Source organism: Ancylobacter terrae (genome assembly GCF_045108345.1).
In the GTDB taxonomy this organism is placed as follows: domain Bacteria; phylum Pseudomonadota; class Alphaproteobacteria; order Rhizobiales; family Xanthobacteraceae; genus Ancylobacter.
Genome location: NZ_JBJGXH010000003.1, coordinates 83,090 through 100,939, shown reverse-complemented (window position 1 = coordinate 100,939; position 17,850 = coordinate 83,090). Strand labels below are relative to the sequence as shown.

The 17,850-nt window shown below is 71.0% G+C and carries 17 protein-coding genes and 1 tRNA gene; 2 read left to right on the top strand and 16 right to left on the bottom strand.

Going from position 1 to position 17,850, the window contains the following annotated elements; all coding sequences use genetic code 11:
• Positions 1-4 precede the first annotated feature (4 nt).
• The 3 genes from ACEUEL_RS17025 to ACEUEL_RS17015 are packed head-to-tail and all read right to left on the bottom strand — an operon-like array spanning position 5 to position 4,981.
• On the bottom strand, positions 5-1,729 hold the full coding sequence (locus ACEUEL_RS17025; protein ID WP_405707745.1) for an adenylate/guanylate cyclase domain-containing protein: 1,725 nt from the start codon (positions 1,727-1,729) through the stop codon (positions 5-7).
• A 28-nt stretch (positions 1,730-1,757) separates the two neighbouring features.
• Positions 1,758-2,258: a cyclic nucleotide-binding domain-containing protein gene (locus ACEUEL_RS17020; protein WP_405707743.1), complete on the bottom strand. Its 501-nt coding sequence runs from the start codon at positions 2,256-2,258 to the stop codon at positions 1,758-1,760.
• The gene (locus ACEUEL_RS17015) at positions 2,255-4,981 is read right to left on the bottom strand and encodes an ABC transporter transmembrane domain-containing protein (RefSeq protein WP_405707741.1); all 2,727 of its coding nucleotides are present in this window, start codon (positions 4,979-4,981) and stop codon (positions 2,255-2,257) included. Before ACEUEL_RS17015 ends, ACEUEL_RS17020 begins: the two co-directional genes overlap by 4 nt.
• Positions 4,982-5,097: 116 nt before the next feature.
• Here ACEUEL_RS17015 and ACEUEL_RS17010 point away from each other — a divergent pair, with 116 nt between their 5' ends.
• Positions 5,098-6,090 (top strand): heparin lyase I family protein, encoded by a 993-nt coding sequence (locus ACEUEL_RS17010; RefSeq protein WP_405707739.1) that lies wholly within the window; start codon positions 5,098-5,100, stop codon positions 6,088-6,090.
• A 24-nt stretch (positions 6,091-6,114) separates the two neighbouring features.
• Here ACEUEL_RS17010 and ACEUEL_RS17005 read toward each other — a convergent pair whose 3' ends face one another.
• From ACEUEL_RS17005 to ACEUEL_RS16945, 13 genes are all read right to left on the bottom strand, one after another.
• Complete coding sequence (locus tag ACEUEL_RS17005; protein WP_405707737.1) at positions 6,115-6,678, bottom strand: cytochrome b; 564 nt, start codon at positions 6,676-6,678, stop codon at positions 6,115-6,117.
• 10 nt (positions 6,679-6,688) lie between these two features.
• Positions 6,689-7,756, bottom strand: a complete 1,068-nt coding sequence (locus ACEUEL_RS17000; RefSeq protein WP_405707735.1) for a catalase family peroxidase — start codon at positions 7,754-7,756, stop codon at positions 6,689-6,691.
• Positions 7,757-8,017: 261 nt separating this feature from the next.
• Positions 8,018-8,206, bottom strand: a complete 189-nt coding sequence (locus ACEUEL_RS16995; RefSeq protein ID WP_405707733.1) for a CsbD family protein — start codon at positions 8,204-8,206, stop codon at positions 8,018-8,020.
• Between the two features lie 227 nt (positions 8,207-8,433).
• Positions 8,434-8,510: transfer RNA gene (locus ACEUEL_RS16990), tRNA-Pro, on the bottom strand.
• 125 nt (positions 8,511-8,635) lie between these two features.
• Positions 8,636-8,851, bottom strand: coding sequence for a DNA gyrase inhibitor YacG (gene yacG, locus ACEUEL_RS16985; RefSeq protein WP_405707732.1), 216 nt, complete (start codon positions 8,849-8,851; stop codon positions 8,636-8,638).
• 4 nt (positions 8,852-8,855) lie between these two features.
• Entirely contained in the window at positions 8,856-9,479 is a 624-nt protein-coding gene (locus ACEUEL_RS16980) for a Maf-like protein (RefSeq protein WP_405707731.1), read from the bottom strand.
• 160 nt (positions 9,480-9,639) lie between these two features.
• Positions 9,640-10,095 (bottom strand): arsenate-mycothiol transferase ArsC, encoded by a 456-nt coding sequence (locus tag ACEUEL_RS16975; protein WP_405708437.1) that lies wholly within the window; start codon positions 10,093-10,095, stop codon positions 9,640-9,642.
• A 20-nt stretch (positions 10,096-10,115) separates the two neighbouring features.
• On the bottom strand, positions 10,116-10,610 hold the full coding sequence (locus ACEUEL_RS16970) for a UPF0262 family protein (protein ID WP_405707730.1): 495 nt from the start codon (positions 10,608-10,610) through the stop codon (positions 10,116-10,118).
• Positions 10,611-10,620: 10 nt separating this feature from the next.
• Positions 10,621-11,913 (bottom strand): histidinol dehydrogenase, encoded by a 1,293-nt coding sequence (gene hisD, locus ACEUEL_RS16965; protein WP_405707728.1) that lies wholly within the window; start codon positions 11,911-11,913, stop codon positions 10,621-10,623.
• A 163-nt stretch (positions 11,914-12,076) separates the two neighbouring features.
• On the bottom strand, positions 12,077-12,538 hold the full coding sequence (locus ACEUEL_RS16960) for a DUF2948 family protein (RefSeq protein ID WP_405707726.1): 462 nt from the start codon (positions 12,536-12,538) through the stop codon (positions 12,077-12,079).
• 112 nt (positions 12,539-12,650) lie between these two features.
• Positions 12,651-13,940, bottom strand: a complete 1,290-nt coding sequence (gene murA, locus ACEUEL_RS16955; protein WP_405707724.1) for a UDP-N-acetylglucosamine 1-carboxyvinyltransferase — start codon at positions 13,938-13,940, stop codon at positions 12,651-12,653.
• An 83-nt stretch (positions 13,941-14,023) separates the two neighbouring features.
• The gene (locus ACEUEL_RS16950) at positions 14,024-14,194 is read right to left on the bottom strand and encodes a hypothetical protein (protein WP_405707722.1); all 171 of its coding nucleotides are present in this window, start codon (positions 14,192-14,194) and stop codon (positions 14,024-14,026) included.
• Between the two features lie 130 nt (positions 14,195-14,324).
• A complete protein-coding gene (locus tag ACEUEL_RS16945) occupies positions 14,325-14,936 on the bottom strand; it encodes a hypothetical protein (RefSeq protein WP_405707720.1) in 612 nt (203 codons plus the stop codon).
• Between the two features lie 193 nt (positions 14,937-15,129).
• Between ACEUEL_RS16945 and ACEUEL_RS16940 the strand changes: the two genes are divergently transcribed.
• On the top strand, positions 15,130-17,847 hold the full coding sequence (locus tag ACEUEL_RS16940; RefSeq protein ID WP_405707719.1) for an HAD-IC family P-type ATPase: 2,718 nt from the start codon (positions 15,130-15,132) through the stop codon (positions 17,845-17,847).
• The last annotated feature ends 3 nt before the right edge of the window (positions 17,848-17,850 follow it).

The window sequence follows — 17,850 nt, the reverse complement described above, 5'->3', positions numbered from 1 at the left end:
GTCCTCAGGCCCCCGCCGCATCGATCGCCCAGGTCGCCAGCGAGCGCGAGGTGATCCGCTGCAGCGCGGCGCGGTCGGCCACCGGGTAGACGGTCAGGCTCTCGTCGTGCCCCTCGATCATCAGTTCGCGCTTGGGCTCGCCCGCGAAGTCGTATTTCGAGGCCTGCACCGTGTCGGCGGAGATGACGCAGTCGACCAGGAGATCCTTGGTCGCCGTCTCGAGGCCGACGGCGACGGTGACCGTGCTGCCCATCGCCATCATCGAGGCCGCGCGCATGCCGTCGCTGATGCGCGCCAGCACGACCGGGCCGGTGTGGATGCCGATGCCGGCCCGGATGGGGATCGGCAGCGCCCCGACCATTTCCTGATTCAGCAAGTCCAGCACCCGTGTCATGTCCCGCGCCGCCTTGATGGCGTTGCGCGCCGCCCGGGAACGATCATCGGCCATTTCGAACACGGCTAGCAAGCCGTCTCCGTACATTCGATCCATTCGACCGCCATGGCTCTCGACCACCTGCGTCATCTCGGCGGAGAAGCGATTGACCAGCACGGCTATCTCATAGGGAAGACGGCTGCGTGTCAGCGTGCCGAAGGCGCGCAGGTCGAGGCACAGCACCGTCGCCTCGCGCTCCACCGCCCACTCGCTGATGTCCTCCTCCGGCACCGCGTCGGTCTGGTGGCCGAGCACCGGCATGAGGATGCGCAGCTTGACGTCGGAGGTCGGCCGCAGCTGGCACCCCAGCCGCACATTGGGCGGCGCGCCGACGCGCGCGAGCAGCGCCCGCTCGGCGGCGAAGGGCTCGACCAGATCCTCCGCGCCGGCCAGCACGTGGACGCGGCAGGTGGAGCAGCGCCCGCGGCCATGGCAGACGGACGGGTGCGGGATGTGGTGCATGCGGCTCGCCTCGAGCACCGAGGTCCCGCGCGGCACCTTGACCGGCCCGAAGCCGCGATAGGTGATAGTGATGGTCTGCGCCGCCCGCCGGCGCACATAGCCGAAGGCCAGCAGCGCGAGGGTGATCCCCCCGAACGCGGCCAGCCCCTTGTCGATCCGGGCCATCGCCCGGGTCACGCCGCTGCGCTGCACGTCGCTCAGGCCGGCCGGCGGGGTGGGGACGCGCGCCGCCTCGCGGCCCCCGGCCACGAAACCGGCGAGCGACAGGCAGGGGATGAGCACCGCGGCGATCAGCCCGGCCGTGCGCCAGGAGCCGTACCAGCGGCGGAAGCGGAAGGCGTGGTGCAGGCCGATGATGCCGTGGCTCCAGCTCACCAGCAGCAGCACCGTCTGTGAGCCCGCCAGCGCCGGCCAGAGGCCGTAGAGCACGGTGCCGTAGCTCTCGTCGCCCTGGAACCAGGTGCCCGCCACGCGCGTCTGCGCGATGTGGCCGGCCACCAGCAGCGGGATGGCGAGCCCGGAGGCGATCTGCCAGAGCTCGTCCCGGGGCATCCGCCAGGTCTGCCGGCGCACGATGCGGTAGGTGGCGAAGCCGATGTGGATCAGTGCCGCGCCGTAGAGCAGCACGGTGCCGGGCATCGACTTCCACAGCGTCCATCGCCAGGCCTGAACCGCCTCCATCGCCTGGACGCCGAAGATGCCGACGGCGTGGTTGATGAGATGGGTCAGGACGAAGACGAACAACACCAGCCCGGACCACAGCCGCGCGCGGCACGCCCAGGGCTGCTCGCCCAGCTTGGCACCGGCGCTTTCGCCGGCGTCGATCGAACTCAAGGCCACATCAGCACCTTCCGCGCGCCCTTCAGCGGGCCGCGACAACCGGCCTCGAGGCGTCGACCGCCGTCGCACCGGCCGGCAGTTTCTGGACGAGACTCGCGCAGATCGTGTTGAGATCCATGATCTGGCGGCCGAGTTCGCGCATCACGGCGACATTGAAGGCCGGCGATTCCTCCACCAGCCGCAGGAACGCCTCGCGATCGACCCTGAGCGCGGTGATCTCGGTCTCCGCGGTGATGGTCACCATGCGCTTCTGGTCGCACAGCACACCCGCCTCGCCCAGCAGGGCGCCGCGCACATGCTCGGCGAAGTCGATGGTGCTGCCCGCCGTCTCCAGCGACACCTTGAACTGGCCGTCCAGCACCACGTAGATCGCGTCGGACGGCTCGCCCTGGCGGTAGATCGTCTCGCCCGGCCGGAACACGATCCGGTCGCCGATCATGGCGAGCAGCTTCAGCTTGGATGTTTCGACCTGACGGAACATCCGGAACTTGCGCAGGGCGTCAACTTCATCGTCGATGTTCATGCTCCAACCTCCTGCGGAGCGGGCTGAGCGGTGTCGTCGCCGGCCGCCGGCTGCGGGTCGGGCTCCTCCCGGCGGCGGCTGGAGACCAGTTTCGACCCCTCGAAGCTCAGCACCAGATCCGCGTCGATCGCTTCATCCTCTTCGGACATGGAGACGATGATTGTCCGGTTCTTCATCGCCTCGCAAATGTTTTTCAGGATCATATGGGCTTCGGACGGCGAAAAACCACTCAACGCGCCATGCAGGACGAGCATGTCGGGATGGCGCAGCATCGCGCGGGCGAGCTGGATCGTGGCGCGCTGCTGAGGCGACAGCAGCCGCCCGCCAGGACCCGCCTCCTCGTCGAGGCCCTTCGCCACGACGAAGGTGCCGAGCCCGCATTCGTCGAGCACCTGCGCGGCGACGCCGAGCAGGCGGTGACGCTCATGCGCCTTGCCGTAGCGGATGCGGCCGAACAGCAGGTTGTCGCGGATGTTGGCGGCCGGCATCAGCCGGCTCGGATCGTAGAACTCGATCTCGTGCGCCGCGCTCGCCGGCAGGAACTGGCGGAAGCTGGTGCGCGCCCGCAGGATCCGGGCGGTGAGGTTGGCATCGATCAGGCTGAGCCGGTGGCGCGGCTCGACATACATCAGCGCGTAGCCGATCAGCTTGTCGCGGATGTCCGGCGGCAGCCGGGCATGGTCGCCGCGCTGGCGGCCGGACTGGATCTGCCGCCAGAGTTCGTCCACCTCGCCGCCCTCGATGAAGGAGTAGCGCTCGCGCAAGGGATGGTCGGGGGCGAGCCCCTGGAATACGTCCGCCACCGTCTCCAGCATTTTGAGGCCGATCGCGGCGAGCGGTCCGGTGAGCGCCTCGGCGGCGATGATCGAGCGGACGAAGCCGTCGCTGGCCAGCTTGTCGGCGGCGAAGCGCTGGCCCACCGGCACGCCGAACAGCATGTTCTCGCCGATGGTCGCGTTGGTGTTGTAGGTGTCCGGCTCGAACGGCTCCACCAGTTCGATCACGCCGCGCTCGCGGAACAGGTCGGGGATGCGGGCGCGCACCTCGAGCAGGCGCTGGGCGGTCTGCGCGTCGATGTCGTCGCCGAGCCGGCTCGACAGGCCGATCCGGAAGATGTCGTCATAGCCGCGCACGATGCGCAGGGCGGTGATGATCGCCTGGTCGAGCTCCTCCGGGCCGGACACGCCGATGGCGGCGTAGTCGATCCAGTCCGAATCCGGTGACACCACGGGATTGTCGGTGAGCCGGGCCTCGACGCGCCAGGCGCGGTCGAGCCCCCCGTCGGCCTCCTCGTGCGGCACGGCGCGGCGCACGAAGTAGCACAGATTCTCGCGGATCGAGCCGGACATCACGAACGGGTCGCTCGAGGCATAGACCAGCGTGGACGAGGCCATCTGGTCGCTCATGCCCGACAATTCGCGATCGCCGATGGTCACGCTTCCCTGATAGTCGCTGATCTGGCGCCCCAGCACGCCCAGCAGCACGTCGCGCCCGCTTCCGGCCGGGCCGACCACGGCGATGTGGGCGGGCCGGCTCAGCACGGTCGACAGCCGCTCGAGCTGGACCACGCCGCGCCCGTTCACCACCCGCAGGCCGACGATGGTGATGGGGGCGTCCGGCGCCGGCGGCGTGCCCTCGGCGGCCGGTTCGGGTTCCTCGGGCAGCAGGAAGTCGCGGGCGAACTGCCCGACCACCTGCTCGTATTTCACCGTGACGTCGGCGCGCTGCTGGTCCCAGTCGATCAGCTCCTTGATCGGCCCGGGCAGATCGCGATAGGCCGCGATCACCGCCACCAGCTGGCCGATGTCGAGCTTGCCCTTCAGCGCCAGATAGCCGCCGAGGATGTAGAAGACGAAGGGGGTGAGCTGGGCCAGCAGGTTGTTGAGGTATTTCACCGCGAATTTGCGGCGGTAGAGCCGCATGCGGATGTCGAACAGCGTGCCGAGCCGCTTGCCGATCTCGGCGCTGCTGTAGCGGGTGATGCCGTAGGCGTGCAGCGCCGGCGCCGCCTCGATCATCTCGCCGATGCGCCCGGCGAGCAGGCGCGATTCCAGCTGGCGCTCGCGGCCGAGCCGGATCTGCTCGCGCCGCAGGTGCGGGATGACGACGCCCTGCACGGCGATGAGCGCGAACGCCATGCCGCCCAGCCACAGGTTCTGCGTCAGGATGAAACCCATCGCGGTGATGGCCTGGGTGCCGAGGAAGGCCGGGGTGATGAACGCCTCGCCGAAGAAGCCGCCGATCGGCTCGACCTCGTCCTTGATCATGCTGCTGATCTCGGCGGGCTTGATCGAGCGCACATTCTCCGGGGGAAAGCGCAGCACGCGCGCGAACAGGTCGAAGCGCAGCCGCCGCAGCATCCGCTCGCCGAGGATGCCCTTGCGGATGTTGATGACGTATTTGAACCAGCCGTTCACCAGCGTCAGCGCCAGGAAGGTCAGGCTGAGGGCGTAGAGATAGGGCAGCTGGGTCAGCAGCGTGCCGTCGCTGATCACATAGGTGTAGCCGCCGAGGAAGTCGGGCAGCGACAGCGAGAAGTCGAAATAGCGCGCGGTGGTCTTGCCGTCGGCGAAGGCGCTGCCCTGGATCGCCTCGTTGACGATGCGCTTGGGGATGTCGAGCGACCACCAGTAGAACGGCAGCGAGCCGACCACGAAAAGCAGCACGATGATCTGCTCGCGCCGGCTGTGCTGCCAGACGTATCGGAAAAAATCCGCGGACAAGTTCGTTGCGCCTCGCTGCCGAGCGGCTAATCATTAAGCCCCGGATAAATGGGTGCAACTACCATCGGGCGCGAGGGGTTCACCGCCTTATGATCACGGCTTCGGAAGGGGATCTGATGAAACGCTCGCGCCTGCTCGCCTGCTCGATGCTGCTCGCGCTCGCTTTGCCGGCGGGTGCGCTCGCCGACAGCTCCCAACTGCGCCTCAGCGACAGCCTCGACGGCCCCGATTTCGCGCCGGGCGGGGGCCTCTACTACAAGCGCAACAAGGAGCAGGGTGCCGGCAGCGCCACCTTCGAGGTGACGGTGGAAGGCCGGCGCGCGGTGGAGCTGGCGGTGCGGCCGCAATGCCCGGGCGGCGACACGCTGTGCAGCGAGCGCGCCGAGGTGTGGGAGCGGCCCGAGGTCCTCGCCGGCTACGACAAGCCGGTCTGGTACGCCTTTTCCATGCGGCTCGACCAGCCGGTGCCGGAGATCCGCCACCGCTACGTGATGGCGCAGTGGAAGCGCGAGATCATCCCGGGGGCCGAGGGCGACTACAGCCCGTTCCTGGCGCTGCGGCTGCTCGACGGCCGGCTGGCGGTGACGATCGACACCGATACCGGCCGGTTCGAGCCGATCGGCACGGCCGAGCGCCCCAAGGCCTGCCTGCCCGGCGAGACGCCGGCCACCCAGCCCGACCCGTACCGCCAGTTCCGCTCGCTGGTCGCGGTGGAGCCCTCCGCCGCCGCCATCGACGATGCCGGCTATGTCGGCTGCACCGCCGATATCCGCGTCACCAGGCGTCAGGGCGTGCTCCCCGCCGCCTCGTCCGGCTGGATCGACTTCGTGTTCCTCACCAAGCCCGGCCCCAAGGGCGACGGCCGCATCGAGATCGCGGCGAACGGCATGTGGGTCGCCACCGTCGAGGGGCGGATCGGCCATGAGGGACCGGGGCTCGGCGAGAACCAGTACTTCAAGTTCGGCCCCTACCGCGCCGGCCGCGACGACACCTGGCGCATCTTCTACAACAACTTCCGCCGCGGCCCGTCCTGCACCGACGTCGCGGCGCCGGAGCTCTGCGCGACCATCGCCGGCGCGCCGGTCAACCGCATCGTCCAGCAGCCCTGAGCCCTAGCGACGGGCGCCGCCGGCCTATTCGGCCGGCGCCACGTCCCGGCGCGCGGGCACGGGCGCCATGCTTTCGAATACGCCGTCGCGCCGCACCAGCGCGTGGAACAGCGCGGCGGCCACGTGCAGCAGGATGACGCCGAAGAAGACGAAGGCCAGCACCGCGTGCCCCTGCTGCAGCAGCGCGTGCAGCCCGTCGCTCTGCGGCAGGATGGACGGCAGGCGCACGCCGCCATAGAGCACCACCGGATAGCCGCCGGCCGAGAGCATCCCCCAGCCGATCAGCGGCATCCCGATCATCAGCGCATAGAGCCCGTAATGGGAGAGATGCGCGCCGAGCTTCATCAGCGGCGGCAGCGAGGCCGGCAGCGGCGGCGCGCCGGAGACGAGGCGCACCGCCAGGCGGATGAGCGCCAGCGCCAGAATGGCGATGCCCAGCGTCTTGTGGGTGGCGAGCAGCGGCACGTATTTCGGCATCACGGTCGAGACCATGCCGACGCCGATGAACAGCATGGCGATGATCGCCACCGCCATCAGCCAGTGCAGCGTGCGCTGCAGGACGGTGAAACGCGTCGATGGAGCCGTCATCGCGTCCTCCTCACGGCTTCGCGGGTGCGGCGCCGGGCGCCTGATAGGGATAGTCCTTCCACTCGGCGGTGCGCAGGTTGAAGGAGCGCGCATAGGCGGCGGAGCGGGCGGCGGGGAAGGGGTCGTCGGAGACGCTGATGCCGTCCGGCAGGATGGTCGGATCGAAATTGATGTCGCGGCAGGGGCCGTCGCGCTCGTCCTCTACCTTGCTGACGATGAGCGTGCCCGCCTCGACCGTGCGGCGGCCGTCCGGCCACGCCTTGGTGGGATCGTTGGTCGGGTCGCCCGCATCGGCGACGGTGAGGACCAGCGTCCAGCGCTGCGGGGCCGCCGCGACGCGGGTGGCGATCTCCTGTTCGAGATGGTTCGGCCCGAGCTTGGCGAAATCGTCCTTGCTCATCGGCTCGGCCGCCTGCTCCGGGCGATAGGACCAGCGCACCGCGTGGGTGGCGCCGGCCGCGTCGGTGAAGAGGAAGGCGTTCAGGCTGTTGAAGCTGTCCTGTGCATAGCTCGCCATATAGGGCGCGCTGCCGGCCCAGCCCGCGAAGGCGCCGAATTCGGGATGGGCGGCGATGAAGTTCTTCATCGCGTCCGGCTCCTTGCTGTGCGAGGCGGTCAGCAGCCCGTAGAACGCCTCGGGATCGGCGACCGCGAAGAAAGGCGGATCGATCATCGCCGCGCGCCAGACCTGCTTGCCGGGCGTCGTGATCTCGAGGCCGAGCCCGCGCACCCGCACCGTCGCGTCCGGCGCGTTCGGATCGGGGGTGCCGAGATTGAAGCGGCCGATCACCGGATAGCTGCCGGTCGCGAAGGCTTCCGCCCGCGACAGCGCCGCGCCCTGGCCGTTCGATTCGAACGTGCCGGTGAAGCAGATGCCCTTGGCATGGTTGCGCCGGTGGCCGAGAGCCGGCCCGCCCGGCGGCGCGAGGCCCGCCACCAGCTTGTCGGGGGAGAGGCGGTCGGGCGACAGGAAGCCGCCCGTATAGGCAAAGGCGACCGCCGCCGCACCGACGATCCCGGCGATGAGGACGAGCGATCCGAGTGCGAAGCGGGTGGAGGGTGTAGGTGGCGGCGCCATGACGGTCTCCCGATGCGAAGCCCGCGCGGCAAGCGCAGCGGACCGACATCGGATGACTGTGCGCTCATGGGCGCAGCGAGTCTTCACTCATCTACGCAGTTTTACGCAATCGCATGGCGGACGAGGTTAAACGCATCCGCCGCACAGGCGGCACGTCGACGCCGCCCGGCATTTTCGTGGCGGGGCCGGGCGGGGCGGCGGGGCCCTGCCGCCGGCGAGCCTGGCGCGTGCGGGACGCGCCAGCCGCCGGAGCGGGAACGGTCAGAGGTTGGCGGCCTTCTTCACCGCATCCTTCGCCTTGCCGATGGCCTGCTGGCCTTCGCCCTTCAGCTCCTGCGCCACGCCTTCGGCTTCGAGCTCCTTGGAGCCGGAGACCTTGCCGGCGGCCTGCTTCACCTTGCCGGCGGCTTCGTTGGCGAGTCCCTTGACCTTGTCTGCCGTGCTGCCCATCGGGGTTCTCCATACTCACCGCTCATCTGCGGCTCGCAGGCATAACGCGGTCGAAGCGGTTTCGTTTCAGCGCGAACGGCGAAGCAATGCGGTTTCCCCGCCGCCGGCGGGAGCCTAGCCCTCATGCGCCGGGGCTGGCGGGCGCCCGCCATCACAGGGTTCGGCCGCCGCCTCGGGCGAGGCGCTCCGCAGAGCCGTGCAATAAGCTGGGAAGTCTCGGGAATTTTTGGTCGGAGTGGCAGGATTTGAACCTGCGACCCCCTCGTCCCGAACGAGGTGCGCTACCAGACTGCGCTACACTCCGAGTGTGGGCGCCCCTCTAGCACGGGGCGAATGCGGATCGCAAGCGTCATCCGCCGCCCTTTTCGATCCTGTCCCCGGCCGTGTCGGCGCCGGTCGCGGCCCTGGGCTCCCGCCGGCCGGGCGACATCAGCGCGGGCGCGGCGGCGCCGGCGCGAGCGGGGCTTCCTCGGTATCCTCCTCCGGCTCGGCGGCGCCGGGAATCACATAGCCGCCGGAAAGCCAGCGGTTGAGGTCGACATCGGCGCAGCGGCGCGAGCAGAACGGCCGATAGGACGGGCTCGCGGGCTTGCCGCAGATGGGGCAGGGCTTGTCGCCGCCGGCGGGGCTCGGGGTGGAGGCCATCCGCTCAGGCCCCGCCCGTCCAGCCCGCATGCACGGGGAAGCCCTCGCCCGCCAGCATGGCGACGGTCTCCGTCAGCGGCAGGCCGACCACGCTGGTATAGGAGCCCACCAGCTTGACCACGAAGCTCCCCGCGAGGCCCTGGATGGCGTAGCCGCCCGCCTTGCCGCGCCATTCGCCGGCGCCGAGATAGGCGGCGATGTCCTCGCGCGAGAGCCGCTTGAAGCGCACCCGAGTCTCGACGAGGCGCGTGCGCACCGCCCCCTTCGGCGTGATCAGCGCGATGCCGGTATAGACGCGGTGGGCGCGCCCCGACAGCAGGTGCAGGCAGTCGGCGGCCTCGTCGCGGATCTCGGGCTTGGGCAGCACGCGCCGCCCGATGGCGACCACCGTGTCGGCGGCGAGCAGATAGGCCCCGGCGATCTCCGGGCTCTGCGCATGACGCGTGCGGGCGGCTTCCGCCTTCTCCCGCGCGAGGCGCAGGGCGAGGCGTCGCGGCAGTTCGCCGCGCTCGGGGGTCTCGTCGATCTCGGCGGGCAGCAGCATGTCGGGCTCGATGCCCGCCTGGCCGAGCAGCGCGAGCCGGCGCGGCGAACCCGACGCCAGCACCAGTTTGGGTCGGCCGGTCACGCGATAACTCCGTTCGGAACGAGGGTCGGGGAGGGAACCGCGGCGCGGCCCGGCGGGGGCGGCACGGCGCGGAGCGGGCGGGGGTGCGCCGACGCGGGGGCCGGCGGACCGGGCCGCACGCTACGCCAAACGCCGTGCGCTGTGAACACGGGGGCCGGCATCATCGCGGGCGGAACCGGGCGCGGATGCGCATTTCGAGCTCGTCGCGCACGGCGCGGTAGGCGTCGAGCCGCTGCTCGCGATTGCCGGAGACCAGCGTCGGATCGGGCGTCGGCCAGTATTCCACGTCGATCGCGTTGGTGCGGGTGAGTTCGAGCGCGCGGTGATGGGCGTCGGGCGAGAGGGTGATGACCAGATCGAAGCCGAGGCCCTCGAGTTCCTCCAGTTCCTCCAGCGTCTTGGGCCGGTGGCGGCCGAGTTCGAACCCGGCCTCGTCCAGCGCGCAGGCGACGAAGGGGTCGTTCTCGCCCTTCATCACGCCCGCCGATTCGACATAGAGCGAGCGGCCGAACAGGTGGCGGGTCAGCGTCGCCGCGATCGGCGAGCGCACGCAGTTCTGGCTGCACATGAACAGCACGGATTGCGGTCGCGCCTGGCGCCCCGGAGCATCGAGCATGAGCCCCGCTGCCGCCATGCTCAGCCTTTCCAGTGCAGCGCGCAGACAAGCGTGAACAGGCGGCGGGCCGTGTCGAAATCCAGCGCGAGGCGCTCCTTCAGCCGCTCGCGCAGGATTTCCGAGCCCTCGTTGTGGAGCCCGCGCCGGCCCATGTCGATCGCCTCGATCTGCGAGGGCGTCGCGGTGCGGATGGCGGCGTAGTAGCTCTCGCAGACGAGGAAATAGTCCTTCACCACCTTGCGAAGGGGCGAGAGCGAGAGGTGATGGGTGACGACGTCGGCGCCGCTCTCGCGGGTGATGCGCAGCACCAGCCGGTTCTCCACCAGCGCGATGTCGAGTTGGTAGGGACCGGGCTCGGGATCGCCGAGCGGGGCGAAGCTGTTGTTCTCGATCAGGTCGTAGATGGCGATGGCCCGCTCGTGCTCGACGTCGCGGCCGGCATGGCCGATCGAGGCGGGGTCCAGCGTGATCCCGATCAGGCGGCGGCTGTCGGGGTGGGGATCGTTGCCGGCCATGGCGGCTCCGTCAGAGGTTGAGCCGCGCGGCGACGGACAGGGCGTGCGCGTCGAGCCCCTCGGCGCGCCCGAGCGCGATCGCCGCCGGCCCGAGCGCGCGCAGCTGCTCGGCACCGCACTTCAGGATCGAGGTCCGCTTCATGAAATCGAGCACGTTGAGGCCCGAGGAGAAGCGCGCCGAGCGCGCGGTCGGCAGCACGTGGTTGGAGCCGCCGACATAGTCGCCGATCGCCTCGGGCGTATAGGGGCCGAGGAAGATCGCCCCGGCGTGGCGGATGCGGGCGGCGAGCCCCTCCGCATCGGCGGCGAGGATTTCCAGATGCTCGGGGGCGATGCGGTCGACCAGCGCCGGCGCCTCGTCGAGGCTCGCAAGCCGCACCGTGGCGCCGAATTCGTCCCAGCTGGCCCGGGCGATCGCCGCGCGCGGCAGGGTGGCGAGCCGGGCCTCGACCGCGGTGATCACCTGCTCGATGAGGGTATCGTCGTCGCTGAACAGGATCGACTGCGCGGCGGTGTCGTGCTCGGCCTGGGCCAGCAGGTCGGCAGCGATCCAGTCCGGGTTCTGCTCGCCATCGGCCAGCACCAGCACTTCGGAGGGGCCCGCCACCATGTCGATGCCGACCGTGCCGAAGACGAGGCGCTTGGCGGCGGCGACATAGGCGTTGCCCGGCCCGACGATCTTGGCGACGGGGGCGATGGTCTGCGTGCCATAGGCGAGCGCCGCCACCGCCTGCGCCCCGCCGATCCGGTAGATCTCGTCGACCCCGGCGATGCGCGCGGCCGCCAGCACCAGCGGGTTCAGCGCGCCGTCCGGCGCCGGCACCACCATGGCGAGGCGCCCGACGCCGGCGACCTTCGCCGGCACCGCGTTCATCAGCACGGAGGAGGGATAGGCGGCGGTGCCGCCGGGCACATAGAGCCCCACCGCGTCGACCGGCGTCCAGCGGTGGCCGAGCTCGACGCCGATGGCGTCGGTCCAGCGCGCATCGCCGGGAAGCTGGCGGGCGTGATAGGCACGGATGCGCTCATGGGCGAGGCGCAGCGCGTCCAGGGTCTCCGGCGGGGCCGCCCGGAACGCGGCGTCGATCTCCGCATCGGAGACGCGCAGGCCGACCCGGCCGAGATCGACCCGGTCGAAGCGGGCGGAATAGTCGACCAGCGCCGCGTCGCCACGCGCCCGCACCTCGGCGATGATGGCCCGCACCGCCTGCTCGACATCCGCCGACGCCTCGCGCTTGGTGCCGAGAAAGGCGGTGAAGCGGTCGGGGAAGTCGGCGGCGCGTGTATCGAGGCGGAGCGGCATGGCGTGTCCTGACGCGGTCCCCGTCGCGGGGCCGGCGCATCGGCGTTGCGGGCGGCACGGGCGTGGCGACGATGCGCCGGCGCGACCCGTTCCGCGACGTTCTATGACAACCGCCGCCGCCGATGACAAGCGCCGCACCCGCGGTGCGGCCCGCAGGCCGGCGTCAGGGCGCCGGGACGTGGCAGGGCACGCCCTTGGCGTCCCAGGCCGGGCCGAGATCCTCGAGGCCGACCTCGAGACATTCCACTTCGAGCTGCACCTCGCCCCCGCCCGAAAACAGGAACGACACCGTGCCGGAGGGCGCCTGCGCCTCGTCGAACTGCACGGCCAGCAGGTTCAGCACGCCCTGCTTCTGCGCGAGGTCGATGCCGCGCACCCGCGCCGACAGCACCCGCTCCAGATGCATGCCCGCGCGCCGGCGCACGCAGGGCGTCCGCCCGTTCGGCGCGCCGGTCACCTCGGCCTGCACGGCGGCTTCCCAGTCGAAGCGGTTGGCCACCAGCGCGAAGCGCTTCTCGCGCGGCAGATAGGCCATGTCGCCCACCGTCATCACCGCATCCTGCAGATGCGCCGACAGCACGGCAAGGTCCTCGGCATCGAGGGCGATGAGCTTCAGTCTGTCCACGGCTACCCTCCCGGGCCGGTCATCCCGGTCGCTGCGATTGTCCGAACGCTCCGGGCAGATGGCGACGGCACCCGGCGGCCGCAAGGGCACGCCGGCGCCGTGCGTAATCCACCTATCCCGCCAGCCGCTCGATCTCGGCGCCGCAGCGCGAGAGCTTCTCCTCCAGCCGCTCGAATCCGCGGTCGAGGTGGTAGACGCGGTGGATCATGCTCTCGCCCTCGGCGGCGAGCGCGCCGATGACGAGCGAGACCGAGGCGCGCAGGTCGGTGGCCATCACCGGCGCGCCGGTCAGCTTCTCGACGCCCTCGATGGTCGCGGTCTCGCCGTCGAGATGGATCTGGGCGCCGAAGCGGGCGAGTTCCTGCACATGCATGAAGCGGTTCTCGAAGATCGTCTCGGTGATCGTCGAGGTGCCGCCCGCCCGCGTGGTGAGCGCCATGAGCTGCGCCTGCAGGTCGGTCGGGAAGCCGGGGAACGGCTCGGTGGTCACCGTGACCGGGGCGATGCCGGCGCCGTTGCGCTTCACCCGCAGCCCCTCGTTCGAGGCGATCACCTCGGCCCCCGATTCGCGCAGCGTGACCAGCGCGGACTCGAGCAGGTCGGCCCGCGCCCCCGCCAGCATCACGTCGCCCCCGGTCATCGCCACCGCCATGGCATAGGTGCCGGTCTCGATGCGGTCGGGCAGCACCGCGTGCCGGGCGCCCTTCAGCCGCGCCACGCCGCGGATGCGGATCGTGGAGGTGCCGTGGCCCTCGATCCGCCCGCCCATGGCGTTGATGCAGTCGGCGACATCGACGATCTCCGGCTCGCGCGCGGCGTTCTCGATGATGGTCTCGCCCTCGGCGAGGCTGGCCGCCATGATCGCGGTGTGGGTCGCCCCCACCGAGACCTTCGGGAACACGATGCGCCCGCCCTTCAGCCCCTTCGGGGCGCGGGCGATGACGTAGCCCGCCTCGATCTCGATCTCGGCGCCGAGCGCGCGCAGCGCGTCGAGGTGGAAGTCGACCGGCCGGGTGCCGATGGCGCAGCCGCCCGGCAGCGAGACCTTCGCATTGCCCATGCGCGCCAGCAGCGGCCCGATCACCCAAAAGCTCGCCCGCATCTTGGAGACGAGGTCATAGGGCGCGGTGGTGTCGACGATGACGCGCGAATCGATCTCCATGGTCTGGCCGGCATAGGCGTCGTCGCCCCGGCGCTTGCCGTTCACGGTGATGTCGATGCCGTGATTGCCGAGGATGCGCTGGAGCTGGGCGACGTCGGCGAGCCGCGGCACGTTCTCGAGGACGAGCTTCTCCTCGGTCAGCAGGCCGGCGATCATCAGCGGCAGCGCGGCGTTCTTGGCGCCGGAAATCGGGATCGTGCCGTTCAGTTCGTTGCCGCCGACGATTCGGATGCGGTCCATGTGCGCGAGCCTCCTCGGGCTGTCCTGCCGCCGCGCCGGGGCGGGGCGTCGATTGTGTCGTTCCGGCGGGGCCGGCGTTCCGTCTATTCCGGGTCGGGGGAGGGGAGCGGCCGATCGGGGGGCGGTTCGCCCGGCCCGGCGTCCGCCGCCCGGGTCCGACCCCTGGCCTGCGCCTTGCGGCGCTTGAGGTTCTCGCGCAGCGCCTGCGCCAGCCGTTCGGCGCGCGCCTTCGCCTCGTCCTCGCTTCCGCCCATCGCCCGTTCCGTTGCGCCGCCCTCGGCCCGCGCCGCCGGCCGCGACCCGCAATCCTCCACCACTAGCGGGGCGTGCGCGCGCCGGCAAGCGCGCCCTGCGTGCGCTCCGCCACCGCCGGCGGCCGGGCGTTCAGAAGCGGTATTTATATCCCAGCTCGATGGCGTTGTAGGAGACCTCGCCGTCGCTCCAGTCGCGCTCCACCCGCACCGTCACGGTGTTGTTGTCGTCGATCTTGAACGAGAAGCCGGTGGCGAGCTCGGGGGTGTTGTAGTCGTTCTCGGTATCGAAGGCGTTGCGGTAGCGCGCCATCACCGCGTTCCACGTCACCACCGGCGTCAGGGTGACGTCGAGCGCGGCATAGAAGACGTAATAGGGAAAGGACGGGTTGTCCGCGTTCTGGAGGTGCTCGCCGACACCGCCGCTGACGCGCAGGCTGAGCCCTTTCACCAGATCGAACGCGGTGCCGGCCGTCCCCTCGACATTGGTCTTCCACGCGTCGCTGTGGGAGGTGTCGTAATATTTCACCGAGCCGCCGAGGATCAGACCGTTGTCGAAGGCGTGCGACAGGCTGGCCTGCCAGTCGGTGGATTTCGATTCGTTGAAGTCGTCGGGCACGCGCTCGGTGGTGACGGTAAAGCCGATCGTGGTGCTCCCGGCCCGCGCCGGGGCGGCCGGCAGCGCCAGCGCGGCGACAAGCCCCCCTATCGCAAGGCGGGCCGGTTGTTTCAGGCGGAAGGGCATCGCTTGGCGTCTCCGGCAGGTGACCCCGACTTTAATGGTCCCGCCCGTCCCCGGGCACCGGCGGGACGCGCCCGCGGGCACGATTTCCGCCCGGTGTGGCCGGTCGGTCGCGTCTTCCCTTAGGGAAAACACGGTGGCCGCGCCGATGCGGGCTTCCTAAGCTTGCCGCGCCGCCGCGCCGCGAGGAGACCGAATGAGCCAGCCCACCGCCATCGAGCCGATCGCCCCTGCCGGCGCCGCCCCATACGCTGCCGATGCCGGAGCGATCGACGACTGGCACGCGCAGGCCCATGACGCGGTCGCCCGCCGGCTCGGCGTCACCCCGGAGGGACTGAGCGGCACCGAGGCGCGGGCGCGGCTCGGCGCCCATGGGCCGAACCGCCTGCCCGAGCCGCCCCGCCGCCATCCGCTGATGCGCTTCCTCGCCCAGTTCGACAGCGTGATCATCTATTTCCTCATGGCCGGTGCGCTGGCGGCGCTGCTGCTCGGCCATCGCGTCGATGCCGGCGTCATCATCGCCGTGGTGCTGGTGAACGCGCTGGTCGGCTTCATCCAGGAGGGGCGGGCCGAGGCGGGGCTGGCGGCGATCCGCAGCATGATCGCGCCCCGCGCCCGGCTGATCCGCGACGGACGCCCCGCCAGCGTCGCCGCGGAGGAGCTGGTGCCGGGCGACATCGTGCTGCTGGAGGCCGGCGACCGCGTGCCGGCGGACCTGCGCCTTGTCCGCGCCCGCGGCATGCTGGTCGACGAGGCGGCGCTGACCGGCGAATCGGTCGCCGCCGCCAAGCGCGAGGAGCCCGCCGCCCCGGCCGCGCCGCTCGGCGACCGCCACTCCATGGCCTATTCCGGCACGCTGGTGGCGGCCGGGCAGGCGCGGGGCATCGTCGTCGCCACCGGCCGGCACACCGAGATCGGCCGCATCAGCACGCTGATCGCCGCCGTCGAGCCGCTCGCCACGCCGCTCTTGCGGCAGGTCAACGCCTTCGGCAGCCGCTTCACGACGCTGGTGGGCGTGTGCGCGGTGCTGCTCTTCGTCTTCGCCGTCGCCGTGCGGGACTATGGCTGGAGCGAGGCGCTGATGGCGGTGGTGGCGCTCGCCGTCGGCGTGGTGCCGGAAGGGCTGCCCGCCGTCATCACCGTGACGCTCGCCATCGGCGTGCGCCGCATGGCCGCCCGCAACGCGGTGATCCGCCGCCTGCCGGCGGTCGAGACGCTGGGCGCCACCTCGGTGATCTGCTCGGACAAGACCGGCACGCTGACCCGCAACGAGATGACGGTGCGCCGCCTCGTCCTCGCCGACGGCCTCGTCGAGGTCGAGGGCGCGGGCTACGCGCCGGAGGGCCGGCTGCTCGGGCCGGCGGCGGGCGATCCGGGTGCGCTCGCGCTCTGCCGCGCCGGCCTGCTCTGCAACGACGCGCAGCTCCGCCTCCACGACGGGCGCTGGAGCGTCGAGGGCGATCCGATGGAAGGCGCCCTGCTGGCGCTGGCGGCGAAGGCCGGGCTCGACCCGGCCGCCGAGCGCGCCGCCTGGACCCGCCTCGACGAGGTGCCGTTCGACGCCGCGTACCGCTTCATGGCCACGCTGCACCGCGATCCCGAAGGCGGCACGCTCATCGTCGTCAAGGGCGCGCCCGAGCCGGTGCTGGCGATGAGCGGCGCCGATGCCGCGCGGTGGGAGGCGGCCATCGCGGCCGCGGCCGGCGAGGGCCAGCGCCTGCTCGGCTTCGCGATGAAGTGGCTCGCCGCGCCGCCCGCCCGGCTGTCGATGGCCGACATGGCCGGCGGCTTCGAGCTGCTCGGCCTCGCCGGCTTCGTCGATCCCCCGCGCGCCGAGGCGGTGGCCGCCATCGCCGAATGCCGTTCCGCCGGCATCGCGGTGAAGATGATCACCGGCGACCACGGCGCCACCGCGCTGGCCATTGCCCGCCAGCTCGGCATCGCGGAAAAGCCCCACGCCGTCACCGGCGCCGATCTCGACCGCGTGCCCGACGCCGATCTCGCCGCGCTCGCGCGGGACACGCAGGTGTTCGCCCGCACCAGCCCCGAGCACAAGCTGCGCATCGTCCGCGCGCTGCAGGGCACCGGCGCCATCGTCGCCATGACCGGCGACGGGGTGAACGACGCGCCCTCGCTGAAGCAGGCCGATGTCGGCATCGCCATGGGCCGCAAGGGCACCGAGGCGGCCAAGGAGGCCGCCGAGGTGGTGCTGCTCGACGACAATTTCGCCTCCATCGTCGCCGCGGTCAGCGAGGGCCGCACCGTCTACGACAACATCCGCAAGATGATCGCCTGGACCCTGCCGACCAATGGCGGCGAGGTGCTCGCGGTGATCTTCGCCATCCTCGCCGGCCTCACCATGCCGATGAGCGCGACGCAGATCCTGTGGATCAACCTCTTGCTCTCCGCGACGCTGGGCCTCGTGCTGGCCTTCGAGCCGGCCGAGCCGGGGGTGATGGCGCGCCGCCCGCGCCGGCCGGACGCGCCGCTGCTCTCGCCCTTCATGCTGTGGCGGATTCTGTTCGTCTCGTTCCTGTTCCTGGTCGCGGCAGTCGGCCTGTTCGAGTACGTGACCCGGCGCGGCGACAGCGTCGAGCTCGCCCGCACGATGGTGGTGAACGCCATCGTCGTGCTGGAGATCTTCTACCTCTTCAATGTCCGCTATCTGCACGGCCGCTCGATCACCTGGCGGGGCGTGCTGGGCACGCCCGCCGTGCTGCTGGCGGTCGGCGTGGTGGTGGTGGCGCAGTTCGCCTTCACCTATTTGCCGCCGATGCAGGAGATCTTCGACACCCGCCCGGTGGCGTTCTCGGACGGCGTGCTCGTCGTCGCCGGCGGCGTGGTGCTGCTCGCCGTGCTGGAGGCGGAGAAGGCACTGCTGCGCCGGCTCGGCTGGTTCGAAGAGCTGAAGTAGCGC

Excerpts from the sequence above, each read along its gene's own strand:
- ACEUEL_RS16950 (WP_405707722.1), bottom strand. The coding sequence starts at position 14,194 with ATGGGCGGAAGCGAGGACGAGGCGAAGGCGCGCGCCGAACGGCTGGCG.
- ACEUEL_RS16970 (WP_405707730.1), bottom strand. The coding sequence starts at position 10,610 with ATGGCCGGCAACGATCCCCACCCCGACAGCCGCCGCCTGATCGGGATC.
- murA (WP_405707724.1), bottom strand. The coding sequence starts at position 13,940 with ATGGACCGCATCCGAATCGTCGGCGGCAACGAACTGAACGGCACGATC.
- ACEUEL_RS16975 (WP_405708437.1), bottom strand. The coding sequence starts at position 10,095 with ATGCTCGATGCTCCGGGGCGCCAGGCGCGACCGCAATCCGTGCTGTTC.
- yacG (WP_405707732.1), bottom strand. The coding sequence starts at position 8,851 with ATGGCCTCCACCCCGAGCCCCGCCGGCGGCGACAAGCCCTGCCCCATC.
- hisD (WP_405707728.1), bottom strand. The coding sequence starts at position 11,913 with ATGCCGCTCCGCCTCGATACACGCGCCGCCGACTTCCCCGACCGCTTC.
- ACEUEL_RS17010 (WP_405707739.1), top strand. The coding sequence starts at position 5,098 with ATGAAACGCTCGCGCCTGCTCGCCTGCTCGATGCTGCTCGCGCTCGCT.
- ACEUEL_RS17005 (WP_405707737.1), bottom strand. The coding sequence starts at position 6,678 with ATGACGGCTCCATCGACGCGTTTCACCGTCCTGCAGCGCACGCTGCAC.
- ACEUEL_RS16945 (WP_405707720.1), bottom strand. The coding sequence starts at position 14,936 with ATGCCCTTCCGCCTGAAACAACCGGCCCGCCTTGCGATAGGGGGGCTT.
- ACEUEL_RS17000 (WP_405707735.1), bottom strand. The coding sequence starts at position 7,756 with ATGGCGCCGCCACCTACACCCTCCACCCGCTTCGCACTCGGATCGCTC.
- ACEUEL_RS17020 (WP_405707743.1), bottom strand. The coding sequence starts at position 2,258 with ATGAACATCGACGATGAAGTTGACGCCCTGCGCAAGTTCCGGATGTTC.
- ACEUEL_RS16940 (WP_405707719.1), top strand. The coding sequence starts at position 15,130 with ATGAGCCAGCCCACCGCCATCGAGCCGATCGCCCCTGCCGGCGCCGCC.
- ACEUEL_RS16995 (WP_405707733.1), bottom strand. The coding sequence starts at position 8,206 with ATGGGCAGCACGGCAGACAAGGTCAAGGGACTCGCCAACGAAGCCGCC.